14 protein-coding genes are annotated in these 13995 nt (G+C 59.9%); 6 read left to right on the top strand and 8 right to left on the bottom strand.

Translation table 11 applies throughout. The annotated features are described in order from the left end of the window. Nucleotides 1-92 precede the first annotated feature (92 nt). Nucleotides 93-926 carry an AraC family transcriptional regulator gene (locus A3AC_RS0112910; protein WP_025599316.1) on the top strand — a complete coding sequence of 278 codons (834 nt, stop codon included), beginning with the start codon at nt 93-95 and terminating at the stop codon, nt 924-926. Nucleotides 927-1035: 109 nt separating this feature from the next. On the opposite strand, the gene A3AC_RS0112905 is transcribed toward A3AC_RS0112910, so the two are convergent. The 3 genes from A3AC_RS0112905 to A3AC_RS0112895 form a co-directional block, all read right to left on the bottom strand. Then, a complete protein-coding gene (locus A3AC_RS0112905) occupies nt 1036-1503 on the bottom strand; it encodes a hypothetical protein (RefSeq protein WP_025599315.1) in 468 nt (155 codons plus the stop codon). Between the two features lie 603 nt (nt 1504-2106). Further along, on the bottom strand, nt 2107-2574 hold the full coding sequence (locus A3AC_RS29950; protein ID WP_156924606.1) for a hypothetical protein: 468 nt from the start codon (nt 2572-2574) through the stop codon (nt 2107-2109). An 8-nt stretch (nt 2575-2582) separates the two neighbouring features. After that, entirely contained in the window at nt 2583-3989 is a 1407-nt protein-coding gene (locus A3AC_RS0112895; RefSeq protein WP_025599313.1) for an AAA family ATPase, read from the bottom strand. 430 nt (nt 3990-4419) lie between these two features. Here A3AC_RS0112895 and A3AC_RS0112890 point away from each other — a divergent pair, with 430 nt between their 5' ends. Then, on the top strand, nt 4420-4947 hold the full coding sequence (locus A3AC_RS0112890) for a GNAT family N-acetyltransferase (protein ID WP_025599312.1): 528 nt from the start codon (nt 4420-4422) through the stop codon (nt 4945-4947). On the opposite strand, the gene A3AC_RS0112885 is transcribed toward A3AC_RS0112890, so the two are convergent. The 3 genes from A3AC_RS0112885 to pdxR form a co-directional block, all read right to left on the bottom strand. After that, a complete protein-coding gene (locus A3AC_RS0112885) occupies nt 4854-5453 on the bottom strand; it encodes a flavin reductase family protein (RefSeq protein ID WP_025599311.1) in 600 nt (199 codons plus the stop codon). The two genes, A3AC_RS0112890 and A3AC_RS0112885, sit on opposite strands and share 94 nt — an antisense overlap. A gap of 68 nt (nt 5454-5521) precedes the next feature. After that, a complete protein-coding gene (locus tag A3AC_RS0112880; protein ID WP_025599309.1) occupies nt 5522-5917 on the bottom strand; it encodes a hypothetical protein in 396 nt (131 codons plus the stop codon). A gap of 198 nt (nt 5918-6115) precedes the next feature. Continuing rightward, the gene (pdxR, locus tag A3AC_RS0112875; protein WP_025599307.1) at nt 6116-7636 is read right to left on the bottom strand and encodes a MocR-like pyridoxine biosynthesis transcription factor PdxR; all 1521 of its coding nucleotides are present in this window, start codon (nt 7634-7636) and stop codon (nt 6116-6118) included. A 114-nt stretch (nt 7637-7750) separates the two neighbouring features. On the opposite strand from pdxR, the gene A3AC_RS0112870 reads away from it, so the two are divergent. After that, entirely contained in the window at nt 7751-8488 is a 738-nt protein-coding gene (locus A3AC_RS0112870; protein WP_025599305.1) for a GNAT family N-acetyltransferase, read from the top strand. A gap of 56 nt (nt 8489-8544) precedes the next feature. Here the strand turns inward: A3AC_RS0112870 and A3AC_RS0112865 are convergent, their stop codons facing one another. After that, entirely contained in the window at nt 8545-9084 is a 540-nt protein-coding gene (locus A3AC_RS0112865) for a GNAT family N-acetyltransferase (protein ID WP_025599304.1), read from the bottom strand. A 286-nt stretch (nt 9085-9370) separates the two neighbouring features. Here A3AC_RS0112865 and A3AC_RS0112860 point away from each other — a divergent pair, with 286 nt between their 5' ends. Next, the gene (locus A3AC_RS0112860; protein ID WP_035475070.1) at nt 9371-11563 is read left to right on the top strand and encodes a GNAT family N-acetyltransferase; all 2193 of its coding nucleotides are present in this window, start codon (nt 9371-9373) and stop codon (nt 11561-11563) included. Continuing rightward, on the top strand, nt 11529-11966 hold the full coding sequence (locus A3AC_RS0112855; RefSeq protein WP_025599301.1) for a transcriptional regulator: 438 nt from the start codon (nt 11529-11531) through the stop codon (nt 11964-11966). Before A3AC_RS0112860 ends, A3AC_RS0112855 begins: the two co-directional genes overlap by 35 nt. A gap of 37 nt (nt 11967-12003) precedes the next feature. On the opposite strand, the gene A3AC_RS0112850 is transcribed toward A3AC_RS0112855, so the two are convergent. Next, on the bottom strand, nt 12004-12870 hold the full coding sequence (locus tag A3AC_RS0112850) for a LysR family transcriptional regulator (protein WP_025599300.1): 867 nt from the start codon (nt 12868-12870) through the stop codon (nt 12004-12006). Between the two features lie 139 nt (nt 12871-13009). Between A3AC_RS0112850 and A3AC_RS0112845 the strand changes: the two genes are divergently transcribed. Further along, complete coding sequence (locus tag A3AC_RS0112845) at nt 13010-13954, top strand: AEC family transporter (RefSeq protein WP_025599299.1); 945 nt, start codon at nt 13010-13012, stop codon at nt 13952-13954. The last annotated feature ends 41 nt before the right edge of the window (nt 13955-13995 follow it).

Genomic DNA, 13995 nt, shown 5'->3' with positions numbered 1-13995 from the left:
CTTGCCTTGCGTCGATTGCAAAACCGCAAGCGCGATCAAACGCACGCGTTTGCGGCCGGCTATGCTGGCTTCGTGCTGACATGAGAGCCGTTATGAATCCGGTTAAAAAAGCGCTGTGGTTTATCGAAAGTCACTTTGCCGAAGAACTGACGCTCGACGACATCGCCAACTGCGGTTGCGTGTCGCGCTTTCACCTCGCGCGCGCTTTCCAGGCCGCGACCGGCATGCCGGTGATGCGCTATGTGCGCGGGCGTCGCCTGAGCGAGGCGGCCCGCAAGCTCGCGGCCGGCGCGCCGGACATACTGACGGTTGCGATCGACGCCGGTTACGGTTCTCACGAAGCATTCACGCGCGCGTTTCGCGAGCAATTCGGACTCACGCCCGAAGCGCTGCGCGCGCGTGGTCATCTCGACAACCTTGTCATCGTGGAGCCGATCAGAATGGACGAAACCCATCTCACGCAACTCGAGCCGCCGCGCTTTGAGGACGGCAGGCCGTTTCTCGTCGCCGGTCTGAGCGAGCGCTATACGATGGAGAGCACTGCCGCGATTCCATCGCAGTGGCAACGCTTTAACGAGTATTTCGGCAAAGTGCCCGGCCAGGTGGGCGAAGTGGCGTATGGCGTCTGCTACAACGCGGACGACGCCGGCAATATGGACTACCTGTGCGGCGTGGAAGTGAGCGACTTCTCGGCCTTGCCCCCCGAACTCAGCCGGTTGCGGATTGCCGCGCAGCGCTATGCGGTGTTTAGCCATCGCGAGCATGTGTCGACGGTGGGGCGCACGTGGAACGCAATCTGGAACACGTGGCTGCCGACATCGGGACACCTTCCCGCCGATGCGCCCAGCTTCGAGCGCTACGACGAGAAGTTCGATCCGCTTAGCGGGATGGGCGGGTTCGAGATCTGGTTGCCTTTGAAGGCGTGATTCTGGTTCAGTCGTGGGCGGGCGGGTCAGGCTGAGGCGGGCGCTTTTTGCTGCCCGCCTTTGTCTTTGTGGCTCGGTGCTGAGGTGGGTGTTCGGCTCGGTGTTTGGCTCAGTGTCGCGCGACGAGCGGGCGCGATGCGAGGTCCACTGTCAATGCCGCGGCGTTTTTCGCGGACGGACTTTTGCGGCGTTTGCCGTTTGCCATTGCCTGCGACGCGCCGCCTTTCTGCGATGCCTGGGCCAGCAGGTTCGCCGCGTGACGCGCGGTGATGCGGCTATGCGGGACGCCCTTTGCATCTAAAGCGATGACCTGGAATAGCTCGCGGTCGCATTCTAGTTCCTGCTGATATTGCTCGGCTGTGTCGACCAGCAATTCGAGCAGCTTCTGACGACGCTGCCGCTCGTCGCGTGTAATGGCAGGATTCCTACATATCGACGACGCGAGTGTGATCAGTGTGTCGAGTTGGGTCAGACTCCGGTCGCAGAGGTCGAACGCGGAGAGGGCGAGCTTTTCGTATTGAAGGGCGTCGACGGGCGGCCGTGAGGGCGTTGCTTCGGGCTTGGTTGACTTGGTCATGGTGCGATCTGCCTGTGGTTTGGTGGGTCGCCCGGGCACGCTTTTTTTGGGAAGGGTGAGCGGGCATGTGATGTGGTTGACAGACCGGCGTTCCAACAATCCGGCGAGCCTTGCGGCTCCCTCACCACCGCCCGCCCATTGATATATAGACGTGCAGAGATAGACGCACGACCCGCATGAGCGGGTGTGCGGTTGGAACGTCAGGCTGTCAAACCTGGTCGCGGGTGTCTCCCGACGACTCGATGATTATAAGGGAGGGGATTGAGAGTGCTGCAAGTGTCTCGGCTTGTGTTTTTTGATTTGGCCGAAGGGCATAGGACGGATGGAAGGCCGCCTCCCAAGCATGAGAAGCGAGTTTGTCAATGGGCACATTGTTGGGCGTCTCTTAATTGCCGCTGCGGGCAACGACGCGTTACGCGAGGATCATTCGGTTTGTTAGTCATATTAGTTGTCGGTCGGGAACTTTAGACGCCTGCGCCGCCTTATGAGCAGAGTTACCCGTCGAGGATGAATGATCTCTCACGGCCTCAAACGTCCAGCAATGCGCGCTCAGGCTACTATTCAGCCATTCATATCGGCCGATCTCCGTCGGGCCACCACGCCCTATTTGCAACACGGCGCAATATTATCCTTGCACAGTAAGTGGGAGTTTTTCGCCCGCGTGTACAAGCGCGGTCGAAGTTTGGCATTTTCATAAAATTTCTGATTTCTCAGAAAGCGATGTGCACGCGGGTCTCGGATACAGATCAATTTACATCCACTTAGGTTGACTAAAGCTACAAGATGAGGATCGTCAAAATCCTTGCATGGCTCGATCTTCTTAATTCGCTCAACGTCTCGATCGACATCGGCGTCATTTTTTTTGATAACCTTTCCTCTGCGCTCCAGTTCTTTGACAAACTGAATAACGCTAACGACATCTAAAAGTTCCTTCTTATACTGCTTGCCGCCAATAATTATTTTTCCCGGGCCATCGACGATCCACTTCCAAACTGGCAAGAATTTTCGATGTTCAATGTCACCATTTTTGAACATGGGAATCAAGGCCGGTGGGTCAATTACGATGCACATCTTCCACCTCACAGAAGAGAAAGACTTTCATGCAGGAAAAAGTCTCTGTAACTTTCGGGCTGGTCATCGCTTACCCGGCCATCTTTCAGAATGGGGATCGCGACGGCGTGATTGCCGTTCTGCACCCGCTCGAAGAAGACTATCTGGGCGAATCCGTCATCCATATCCTCGTTCGAGCTAGAAAGCGAAAGCTTTTCACCGAGACTATCTGCCGTACCGCCGTCCGCTGGAAGGTTAACCGCTGTGTCTTGTGGTGAGTTCGCGATAGCTTCAAATCGATTCCTGAGGTTTATGCGGAATCGATCAATAGTGAAGTCGCTGTGCGTCTCAACGAAGAAAATCTTATCTTCGTCTTTCGCCAGATTAGCGACGACGTCACCGAACGCGGCCTGCGCACGAGGATGAAGATGGACCTCCGGCTGCTGTATGGCAAATGCAAATTCATGTGGTCGCACGAAAGCTTCTACCAAAACCGGAAGCGCCTGAGATACTCCATAGCCAACGCTCGGTAAACCTAGCGCCACGTCGCCGAAATTCACTTTCACTTCGAATGGCGCGAGTTGTCCCGTGCCGAACTCATTGACGGTCACATTGTCAAACAGACCGCTGCTTTCACCGACTTGCTTCAAAAACTCCTTGAATTCTGCCTTATGTTTCGCGTTCGAGTGTGATAAGTTCTTTTTGAGCGTATACGGGATATGGTCGCCTTCCGGGCTAAATTCGGTTTGTGGTGCATCGTACGTGCGGCGCGGCTTCGACCGAATCGGGGCCAATTCCACAAAGTTTTTGGCGAATATACTCGGAACGGACACGGAGTTGCCGATGTTTTCGCCTTCTTGAAAAAAATCACCGAATTTCATAAAAAACGGCATTCGGCGCCGGTCTTCGGCGAGCGTAAACTCGGTAAAATCAGTTTGGTCATGGTGTCTTTCAGCGCATCGCGACAGGAAAATAGATGCGGTGATCCCATCTTCCCATCGGTGTTCAACGACGCGAGACTCGATTTTTTCATTCTTTGAGTCCGACGATAGGCCACCGACAAGCGTCCGCAATTTGTCGCCATCGAGAACAGAAACTCGGCTCGGCACGGGACGCCCGTCACGATTCACGTATGTAACTAACAGTCCGTCGACAGCGTCGCCCGTTCTGTCACCAATATCTACTGCGCCGATCGTGAACGATTCTTTATCGCTCGATGCGGCACTGACTAAGTCCAAGAAATGCTTTTGCGCTCCATTGGAGACACGAAAAGCCGGTATTAACATCCAAAACTGAAACTCGTAAAAGACGTTCACGAGATCTAGAAACGAACTCTTCCCCGTGCTGTTTTCCCCGACCAAAAAATTCACTTTGCGCAGCGGAATCCAGGCATCGGAAAATCCCCGATAATTATGCATGTAGACATTTGTTCTCATATTCGTTGTTCCATTCGAGATGCAAAGGGCGACTCTCTTTTTACCGGTCGCGTCGCAATCATAGACTACGTCAGTCAGACTTGCACGTCTGTCCTTCCGGGCGGAGTTTTGCTGAATCACGACCACACCATGTCAAGCCCGGAATCCAACAGGTGCGAAGCAAAGCGGCCACTGGAATGACGGTCTTTGAGGGGCGCGAACGACAACGATTGGCCAGACGCCGAACCACATGGCGAATCGCCATCTTGCTAGCAACCCGAAACCCGCACCGCGCCCTGCGACCAATCTCCACCAATCACGCTCGAATGAACCCCACTCGCGTCCCTGCTATGCTTAGGAACGTCACTCAGCCGAAACCGCGCCACCGGCTGCACACAAAACCCCGACCGACTCCCGCCCCCCAACGCCCAACCAACCGACCCAACCAGCCTTGACCACCCACCTCCGCCCCGCCACCGCCGCCGACGCCCCGCTCATCCTCCACTTCATCACCGAACTCGCGGTGTACGAGAAGGCCGAGCACGAAGTGGTCGCCACCGTCGCAGACATCGAAGCGAGCCTTTTCTCCGCTGCATCCACGGCAACGGCGCTCATCTGCGAAATGAACGGCGAGCCCATCGGCTTTTGCGTCTACTTCTTTTCTTACTCCACGTGGCTCGGCAAAAAAGGCCTGTATCTGGAAGACCTGTACGTGTCGCCCAAAGCGCGCGGCAGCGGCGCGGGCAAACAGATGCTGCGCCACCTCGCGGCCATCGCGTGCGAGACCGGCTGCGGCCGCTTCGAATGGAGCGTGCTCGACTGGAATGCGCCCGCCATCGGTTTCTATGAATCCATCGGCGCGAGCGCGCAAAGCGAATGGGTTCGCTACCGGCTCGCCGGCGAAGCGCTCAAGGCATTCGCCGCAGGCGACACCTCGAACGCTTCGCCCGTCGCAAAGAACGTCCCGCCCGCCACGTAATGGCAGGTGCGAAGGTCAGGGTCGTCGCCGAAATGCCAGCGGTTGTTCGAGTACACGCGGCTATCCGCGTACGCGGCCACCACCTCGCCGATAATGAGATCGTGCCGCTGGCTGTCATCCGGAATCACCTTGCATTCCATCCACGTGATACAGCCGGCCAGCATAGGCACGTCGATTTTTTCGGCGGCGAAAGTTTCCAGTTCGAAGGCCGAGAACTTGTCGATTTCCAGCCCCGCATTCGTGCCCACGGCCAGTGTCTGCGCGGCGAACTTGCGGCTCGGTAGTTGCAGGCCGAACACGCCGCTCGCTTCGATCAATTGCCGCGTCAGCGTGCGGCTGTCGACCACCACAACCACCTTCGGCGGATTGAAGTCGAGCGGCATAGCCCATGAAGCCGCCATCACGTTCGACCGCCCGCCGTGCGCGCTGGTAATGATCGTCACCGGCCCATGATTGAGTAACTGCGTGGCGCGCGGCAATGCCACGGGTTCGCGGGAAACCTGCATGCTTGATTTTTTGCCCGAAGGTCTGGTGTTGTGAGGGCGGCCGGCAAAACGCCGCCGCCCTTCATGCGTCAATGCGGCGCTTTTCCGTTGGGAACGGCGTCCACCGGTTTATGCTGCTCGTCCCCGAGGCCGGGGAAGAACGCGTTCCATGCGGCGCGTACGCCGTTCGCCGCGGTGGCTTCGGCATCGACAGGTTCGTCGGCGGCTTTCGCCTCAGTTGGGGCTTCCGCGCCGTCGCCGTCCACTTTCACTTCGTCTTGCGCCTTGCCCTCGCCCGCTTGCGATGGGTCGGCGGACAGCCCGCGCCAGTGCGTGAACGCGTCGTCCGGCTTCTCGGTCCACTCGCCATCGCCGTATTTCGCAAAGGCCGTGTCCCCGCTTGTCAGTTGCACCTCGTACCAGCCGTCGCGCGCGGGCGAGTGAGCGGCCAGTTCAAACCACGGGGTCGGTTCGATTTCCTTCATGTCATCTCCACTCGGATAAATCGTCATAGAAAACCACACCAAAGGGATGCTTCATGCCCGGACTGCGCAGCCATCCGGCAACGCGCACCAGGCAGCGCGCGGAACATGATGCGGGCAATCCGTCGACATGGCGTGTTCGGTCGCCGCGCATAAACGACACGATAGCGCGACATGCCCCGCGCGGACAAACGCAAAAACTTACGCGCGACGCCGACGCGGTTTTTCCATGCCGGCAGCCAGTTCGGCGAGCACTCCGACAGCCGGGGCGAGTTGCTCGGCAGCGGTGTTGCCATAGCCGATCACGAGGCCGTTCGTCCCGGCGCGCGGCGCGAGCGCGAAGCTCGACAGCGCGCGCGGACCGAGGCCTTTGTCGAACGCGCGCTCGGTCAGCGTCTGATCGTCGATGTGCGCGGCCAGGCGCAGCGTCAGGTGCATTCCGCAATCGCCGCCCAGAATCTCGGACGCGGCGAAGTCTGCGGTAAGCGCTTCGCGCAATGCCTGCTGCCGCTCGCGATAAAGCCGCCGCATGCGCCCGAGGTGCCGCCCGAATTCGCCGTTTTCCATGAAATGCGCGAGCGCGAGTTGTTCCAGCCGATGCCCGCCGCGCAGCATCTCGTACAGCGCCACTTCGGCATGCGCGGCGATGGCGCGCGGCAGCACCACGAAGCCGATGCGCAGCGCCGGAAACATCGTCTTGCTGAAGGAGCCGACGTAGAGAACCGGCGCGTCGTCCACGAGGCCCTGCATGCTCGCAATCGGCTCGCCGGAGTAGCGGAATTCGCCGTCATAATCGTCTTCGATCAGCCACGCGCCGGCGCGGCGCGCCTCGGCGATCAGCTCGAGCCGCCGCGCCACCGAAAGCACCGCGCCGGTCGGATACTGATGCGCGGGCGACGTGTAGACGAGCTTCGGCGGATGCGCGGCCCACGCGCCCGGCGGCACGCTGATGCCCTCGGCGTCGACGGGCATCGGCTGGATGGTCAGATCGCCCTGCCTGAAGGCCGCTTTTGCGCCGCGATAGCCGGGGTCCTCGATCCACGCGACATCGCCGGGATTGGTGAAAAGCCGCACGCACAGGTTGAGCGCCTCCTGCGCGCCCTCGGTGATTACCACCTGCGAGCCTTCGCAGCGCACGCCGCGCGCCATCCGCAGATGCGCGGCAATCGCGTCGCGCAACGCCGGTTCGCCGGCCGGCGTGCCGTAGCCGAGCGCGAGCGGCAGCGAGCGCTCCATCGCGCGTTCGAGTGCGCGCCGCCACGCGGCGAGCGGAAAGCGGTCGAGCGCGGGCGTGCCCGGCGTAAGCGGCAGCGCGTTATCGACGTGCGTGCGCGTCGCCGTGAACTGCCCGACGCGGGCCGCGTACGCCACTTCGGGCGCGGCGGGTTGGGCGGGCGGCTCGCCGCGCGCCGCCCGACTCGACAGCGGGCTTACGCGCGTGCCCTTCTTGTCCGCGACCACATAGCCGACCGCCGCAAGGTGCTCATACGCGATCACCACGGTGTTGCGCGACACGCCCATTTCCGCCGACAGCAATCGCGACGACGGCAGCAGGGATCCCGCCGGCAAGCGGCCGCCGAGAATGGCCTGCTGCAGGCGCTCGATCAACTGCTTTTGCAACGGCGCGGGTTTCTGCGCGCCGTCATGGGCGTCGGCGCTGGCGCGCTTCGCCTTGCCACGGTTCGCGGCCGTATGAACAAGCGGGCCTATGATCTCGATCATGACGGCTGGACCTATCGGATTTCGTTGTGGTGGATCTTTTTAACATACCACGATTGCCGTATCGTTCTTCAGATCCTGACCACTAACAATGACCACGACGCGAGGAGTAGAGACATGGAACCCCGACGCAACGCCTTCGGCCAGCCAATCGGCGTGCCGCTGCCCGACTGGAACGGCGCGAAGCCGCCCGGACGCGCGCAGCTTGCGGGCCGCTACTGCCGCATCGAGCCGGTCAACGTGGAAGCGCACGCGGCGGACCTATTCGACGCGTACGACTCGGCGGAGGATGGCCGCGACTGGACGTATCTGGGCGTCGGCCCGTTCGAGACCGCCGACGCCTATCGCGAGCATCTTGGGCGCCTCGCTGCATCGGCTGATCCGCTGCACTACGCGGTGATCGACAGCGCGAGCGGAAAGGCGGTCGGCACATTTGCGCTGATGCGCATCGACGCCGCCAACGGCGTGATCGAAGTGGGGCACGTGGTCTATTCGCCGCGTCTGAAACGCACACGCATCGCGACCGAGGCGATGTTCCTGCTGATGCAATATGTGTTCGATGAGCTCGGCTACCGGCGCTTCGAATGGAAATGCGATTCGCTGAACGAACCGTCGCGCGCGGCGGCGCTGCGTTATGGCTTCACGTTCGAAGGCGTGTTCCGGCAGGCGATTGTTTATCGTCAGCGTAATCGCGATACGGCGTGGTTTTCGATTATCGACAGTGAATGGCCGGCGCTGCGTGCAAGCTATCCTTTGTGGCTCGATGATACGAATTTTGATGCGGAAGGCCGGCAGGTTCACAAGCTCGCCGATCTGATCGCGCGACAGAGGGCGGAGTTTGAAGACGCGCGCTGACGCGAGCGTGTACGGTGACTGCAATTAGCCGGCTGGGCCAGGACTTGCCGGCTTTTTTATGTGGTCGCGGGTGGCGCGCGCCGCAACATGATGGTCGGCTGTCCTTTGTAGCTGGTGCGAACTTGCTCGCGATAGCCGGCCTTGTGCGCGACTCGCAGTGACGCTTCATTCTCGGGCGCGACGATGCAGGCCGTGGCCACGCCCGGCCACTTCTCGTCGGCCCAGGCCACAGCGGCGCGCACGGCTTCTGTCGCGTAGCCTTTGCCGTGCATGGCCGGATTCAAAGCCCAGCCGATTTCCGGCGTGCCGCTCAATGAAGGCTCGATCTCGCGCTGGAAATCGGCGAACCCGACTTCGCCGACAAAGCGCCCGCTGTCCGTTTCGCGCACGACCCAGTAGCCATAGCCGAGCAGCGACCAGTGACCGACGTAGCGCAGCAGACGCGCCCACACTTCTTCACGCGTGAAAATCTTGCCGCCGATAAAGCGGACTACCTCGGGATCGGACCACATGGTCAAGCTCTCGGGGAAATCGTCGCGAGTGTGGGCGCGGAGTGTGAGGCGGGCGGTGGTGAGGGTGGTGGGTTGTTTGGACATTGCAGAGGACATCTCGCTTGGGTGAAGTGCGTTCATTCAACCCCGTGACTTTCACTTATCATCGCTTGTCGTAAGAATTTTTCTACACGAGTCGCGGAATTCGTGTGTCGAGGCTTTGCTTCAGAAAAATATCCGTTGCCTCCAAAGTATTACGCTTACCTAAATGATAATATCTTTTCCGCTCATCGCGACCAATTGTATCGTCGCGTAAAGAGGGATGCGACTTTGTCTGTCCACGACAGTCGCGAGTTCGTTGACGGCGACGCTGTGGAGGCGAGGCACTGAGATGGTGGAAAATGAGCAAGCTATTCGCATATTGGACCGTTACGCGGACGTTGCGCCGTTCGTTGGCTCCGCCATCACAGCAGCGGATAGTGATAAAAACGCATTGGGCTTCTTCCCCGCAGGTGTCTTCGAAGACTTTGCTCGCAAAGAACAGCTTTTCATAGCCGTTGAGCGTAACACTGACGCGCTGTCGTACGTCGGCCATCTTCTCTTCGAGGCACGGCATCCGAAAGGGCGAGTACTACAGATGTTCGTCAGGCCGGCGTTCAGGAAGCGCGGCATCGCGACCCTTCTATTGAGCCATCTTAAGCAACACTTGACGGACCACGCTTTCATTTCACTGTATGCGCGGGTGGCGGAGGATCTGACAGGCGCAAACAGGTTCTGGGGAAGCCAAGGGTTTTATGTGCAAAGCATTGCACGCGGTGGGGAAACAAGAAACCGGACGATTCTAGTACGCAGCCATGAACTCGACACTCCACAGCTATTTGCGTCGAGCGGTGTCAGCGCCAGCGATCCGTTAGGCCTTTGCTCCACATCCCCGGCGGAGGTTCCGCTCTTTTTGCTCGACCTAAATGTGCTATTCGATCTCGGCCCTCGGAGAAGCCGAAACGAGCAAGTCTTGGATCTCTTCAAATCAGAGAGGGCTGGTTCTTGCCAACTGGCCCTGAGCACCGAAATTACAGCGGAACTCGAGCGGACCGCCACTGTGGGCGTGACTGATCCTATGTTGGCCTATGCCCGAATATTTCCTTCATTTCCCGCGCCGGTCACGGATGAGTCGGAAACACTGTCTGCTGACCTGGCAAGCATTGTGTTTCCTGAAAGACAGTGCGCCAATGCACTTAGCCGCAACGACCTTTCGGATCTGCGGCATTTAGCGACAGCCGTATATCATCGGCTAACCGGCCTCATCACCAACGACGGATCCATTCTCAACGCGGCGGCGGAACTGAGCGAGCGTTACGGCATTCAAGTAGTCTCGCCGGCCGCGTTTAAGACATTGAACACGGGGGCGGCGAAAGAGCAGTTACTCGATGCCGGTGAAACGATCTCGTTATCGCTCACGGCCATTTCGCGTTCAGAAGAACCTGCGGTACACCGTCTGTTATCCCAACTGGACGTTCCTGTCGCCGCCGTCGTTGAGGAGTGGGCCGCTGTCGATTCAAACGATAGAGTCAGCAATCGATACGGAGTATGGTCAAAGGACAGCTTAATCGGATATGTCACGTGGTCAAGGGCGTTCAGCCCTGGCATCGTCAACGTACGAGCCGCTGTGGACGAAAGGCAGGCCGCCGCGGCAAGTGCCGCGAGGCTTCTCCTGGGGTGTGTCGTGGAACAGGCTACGGTAGCGACCACTTCGCAGATCAGGCTCAACTTTCCCAAGAAGCAGGCCCAGATTCGGGAAATTGCAGCGGAACTCGGATTTGGCGGGTTAGCTGACGACACATGGTTGACCAAGCTTGCTGTCCCCGACATCATCACGCCGGCAAATTGGACGGAACGGGCTGCGGAAATCTTCACAATTGGCCGAGTGCGCCTTCCGGACAGTGCCCCAGCCTACCGTAGCATCGATCAACAGATTCGCGTAGTCAGGCCTGACGGCAATGTGACATATGTTCCCCTGATGGCGCTCGAAACGTTGCTCTCGCCTAGTCTCTTTTGTCTACCCGGCCGACCGGCCGTAGTCACGCCTGTGCGGAGGGCTTTCGCCGAGCACCTGCTGGCGCATTCCCCCCAGAAAAGCCTGCTTCCACACGCCCGAGCACAGTTGTATAACGAGCGGCATTACGTGAGCGGCGCCGCGACCTTGAAGCAATTTAAGCGTGGTAACCTCATCCTGTTTTACGAATCTGGCAAGGGCGGAGGGATAGGAGCGATTGTCGCCATCGCGCGCGTAAAACACGCGTATCTGAAGTCGCAAGATGCCATGAAAAACGCCGACCTGGATCCCTCGGTGCTCGACACAGCGGGACTGCAAGCGATAGGAGAATCGATCGTGAAAACAGTGGCCGCGTTCGACAATATTGTGTGTCTCGAACGTCCCGTGCCCCGTGCGACGCTTGAAAAGCTAGGCTGCGGCAGTGCCACTCAACTCCTTACAACCCGGGCAATTAACGAAACACAGCTTATGGGAATCATTCAAGAAGGGTTTGCTTATGGAACAGCCAGAACATATACTGATCTCTCTTGAAGAGCGCCACGCTGACAATATTTTTGCCGGGACCAAGCACGTAGAGCTTCGCCGGAGGTCGATGAACGTCAAGGCGGGCACGGTGGTGTGGATTTACGTGAAGCTTCCCGTTGGCCGTGTCGTCGGTTACGCCAAGGTAAGCGCCGCACACACGCTCGCACCCGCAACATTGTGGCGACGGTTCGCGAACGTGTCCGGAATTACACGCAAAGAGTTTTTTCAGTACTTTGATGGAATTTCGACGGGCTTTGCCTTGGGTTTGCACGATGCGCGCCGTCTTGCCGGCACCGTTTCCCTCACGGAACTAAGAGCAGTATCAGCGGGGTTCCAACCGCCTCAATTCTTCATCCGTATAGCGCCTGACAGTCCATTGTTACGCGCGATCGAAGGTAAGCAAACGTAATTGCGCGATGGCGCGAATGAGACTCGCGCGCGCCGCCCTACGCCAACTCCAAAAACCGCATCAAACAAGGATTCCGATTCGCCGGCGACCACGCCAGCACCTGCTCGATCAAAGGTGCGTCGACGAGTGGCTTGAACACCACGCCCGCAAGCTGCGCCTTGCTCATTGACGCAGGCACGAGCGCGACGCCCACACCTTCGTCGACGAGATTCAGCACCGTCTGTTGCAATTGCACTTCGAAGCGAATGTCGGGCTCGAAGCCGCCCGAGCGGCAATGATCGAGAATCGTCGCGCGCAAGGTGGGCGCCACTTCCTCGGATGCCAGCACGAACGGCTCACCGGCCAGTTGCGCGATTTCGAGCCGCCGCGCGCGGGCTCGCGGATGCGAGCGCGATAACGCGACGCACAGCGGCTCGCGCAGAATGGTGCGCATGTTGAGCCCCTTGTCCGGCAGATGCGGAAACATGATGGCGGCGTCGATGTGCCCCGCCACCACTTGCGCGGCGAGATCGTTCGAGACGACCTCGCGCAGATTCAAAGCAACCTCGGGATATGCGGCACCGAACGCCCGCGCATAACCCGGCACGACGCTGTACGCGGCGCACATCGTGAAGCCGATGGCGAGCTTGCCCGCGTCGCCGGACGCCGCTGCTTGTGCATTGTTCACGGCCTGCTCGACTGAAGCAAGGATCGCCTTGGCATCCACGTAAAAGCGCTCGCCGGCGGCAGTCAGCGTGACGCTGCGAGGACTGCGCTCGACCAGCGTTACGCCGAGACTTGCTTCAAGTGCGGCGAGTTGCCGGCTCAACGGAGGCTGCGACAGATTCAGGCGCGCCGCCGCGCGGCCAAAATGTCGCGTCTCGGCCAGCGTCACGAAGTAGCGCAGCGGCTTGATGTCGATCACGGTTGAGTCCACCCTTTTCGACGATGCACAAAAAGTATCGACGAAGCTATAAAACGGTATTGGATTGTATCAACGCAAATCACTACGCTGACGGGTCGCCATTCCTCCGCGCGCCGTGTTGCCGGCGCGTTTCATACCGATGTTAGCCACTTTCGAGATTCTGCTTCCCGTCTTCGGCCTCATATTCGCGGGCTTTGCTTGCCGTCGGCGCGGCGTGCTGGGGCCGAACTCGGCATCGGAACTCAATCGCTTCGTGGTCTGGCTGGCGCTGCCCGCGCTGCTCTTCGACACCATGGCGCGCGCCACGTGGGAGCAGTTGTATCAGCCGGCGTTTGTCGTCACGTTTTCGCTGGCGTGCGCGGGGATCTTCGCGCTGATTCTCGTCCTGCGCCTGCTCAACGGACGCCATCTCGCCGACGCAAGTGTCGACGCCATCGCCGCGTCCTATCCGAATACGGGCTACATCGGCTTTCCGCTCGGCATGATCGCGTTCGGTCAGGCGAGCCTCACGCCCACCACCATCGCGACAATACTGGTGGCGTGCGTGCTGTTCGCGGGCGCCATTGTGTTGATCGAAATCGGCCTGCAGACGGAACGCGCCCCGCACAAGCTCGGCCTGAAAGTGCTGGGCTCGCTGGCGCGCAATCCGCTGATCGTGTCGCCCATTGCAGGCGCGCTGTTTGCAAGCACGCACGTGGCGCTGCCAGCTAGCGCGGAGACGTTTCTGAAGCTGCTGAGCGGCGCCGCCAGTCCGTGCGCGTTGGTGAGCCTCGGCCTATTTCTCGCGGAAAAGCGTCCGTCCGAGTCCGGCACGCGCGGCATTGCGTGGCTGCTAACGTTCGTCAAGCTGATCGTGCAGCCGGCGCTGACATGGTGGCTCGCCGCGCGCGTCTTCGGGCTGTCGCCGGCGCTCGTCGAAATGGCCGTGGTGCTGGCCGCGCTTCCGACCGGCACGGGCCCGTTCATGCTGGCCGAGTTCTATGAGCGCGAAGCGCACATCACGTCGCGGACCATTTTGCTGTCGACGCTCGGCTCCGTCGTCACGCTCTCGCTCCTCTTGCTATGGATGGGCCATCGCACCTGAATCGAAGCGCCGTCGCGCCCCGCCGAACTCACGCTTTTTCA

Source organism: Burkholderia sp. WSM2230, assembly GCF_000472445.1.
Lineage (GTDB): Bacteria > Pseudomonadota > Gammaproteobacteria > Burkholderiales > Burkholderiaceae > Paraburkholderia.
This window is presented reverse-complemented; position numbering and strand designations above follow the sequence as displayed.

Bases quoted from the DNA above. Each gene is read 5' to 3' on its own strand.
- A3AC_RS0112910 (WP_025599316.1), top strand. From the start codon at position 93: ATGAATCCGGTTAAAAAAGCGCTGTGGTTTATCGAAAGTCACTTTGCC.
- A3AC_RS0112860 (WP_035475070.1), top strand. From the start codon at position 9,371: ATGGTGGAAAATGAGCAAGCTATTCGCATATTGGACCGTTACGCGGAC.
- A3AC_RS0112885 (WP_025599311.1), bottom strand. From the start codon at position 5,453: ATGCAGGTTTCCCGCGAACCCGTGGCATTGCCGCGCGCCACGCAGTTA.
- A3AC_RS0112895 (WP_025599313.1), bottom strand. From the start codon at position 3,989: ATGAGAACAAATGTCTACATGCATAATTATCGGGGATTTTCCGATGCC.
- A3AC_RS0112855 (WP_025599301.1), top strand. From the start codon at position 11,529: ATGGAACAGCCAGAACATATACTGATCTCTCTTGAAGAGCGCCACGCT.
- pdxR (WP_025599307.1), bottom strand. From the start codon at position 7,636: ATGATCGAGATCATAGGCCCGCTTGTTCATACGGCCGCGAACCGTGGC.
- A3AC_RS0112905 (WP_025599315.1), bottom strand. From the start codon at position 1,503: ATGACCAAGTCAACCAAGCCCGAAGCAACGCCCTCACGGCCGCCCGTC.
- A3AC_RS0112845 (WP_025599299.1), top strand. From the start codon at position 13,010: ATGTTAGCCACTTTCGAGATTCTGCTTCCCGTCTTCGGCCTCATATTC.
- A3AC_RS0112865 (WP_025599304.1), bottom strand. From the start codon at position 9,084: ATGTCCAAACAACCCACCACCCTCACCACCGCCCGCCTCACACTCCGC.
- A3AC_RS0112870 (WP_025599305.1), top strand. From the start codon at position 7,751: ATGGAACCCCGACGCAACGCCTTCGGCCAGCCAATCGGCGTGCCGCTG.
- A3AC_RS0112880 (WP_025599309.1), bottom strand. From the start codon at position 5,917: ATGAAGGAAATCGAACCGACCCCGTGGTTTGAACTGGCCGCTCACTCG.
- A3AC_RS29950 (WP_156924606.1), bottom strand. From the start codon at position 2,574: ATGTGCATCGTAATTGACCCACCGGCCTTGATTCCCATGTTCAAAAAT.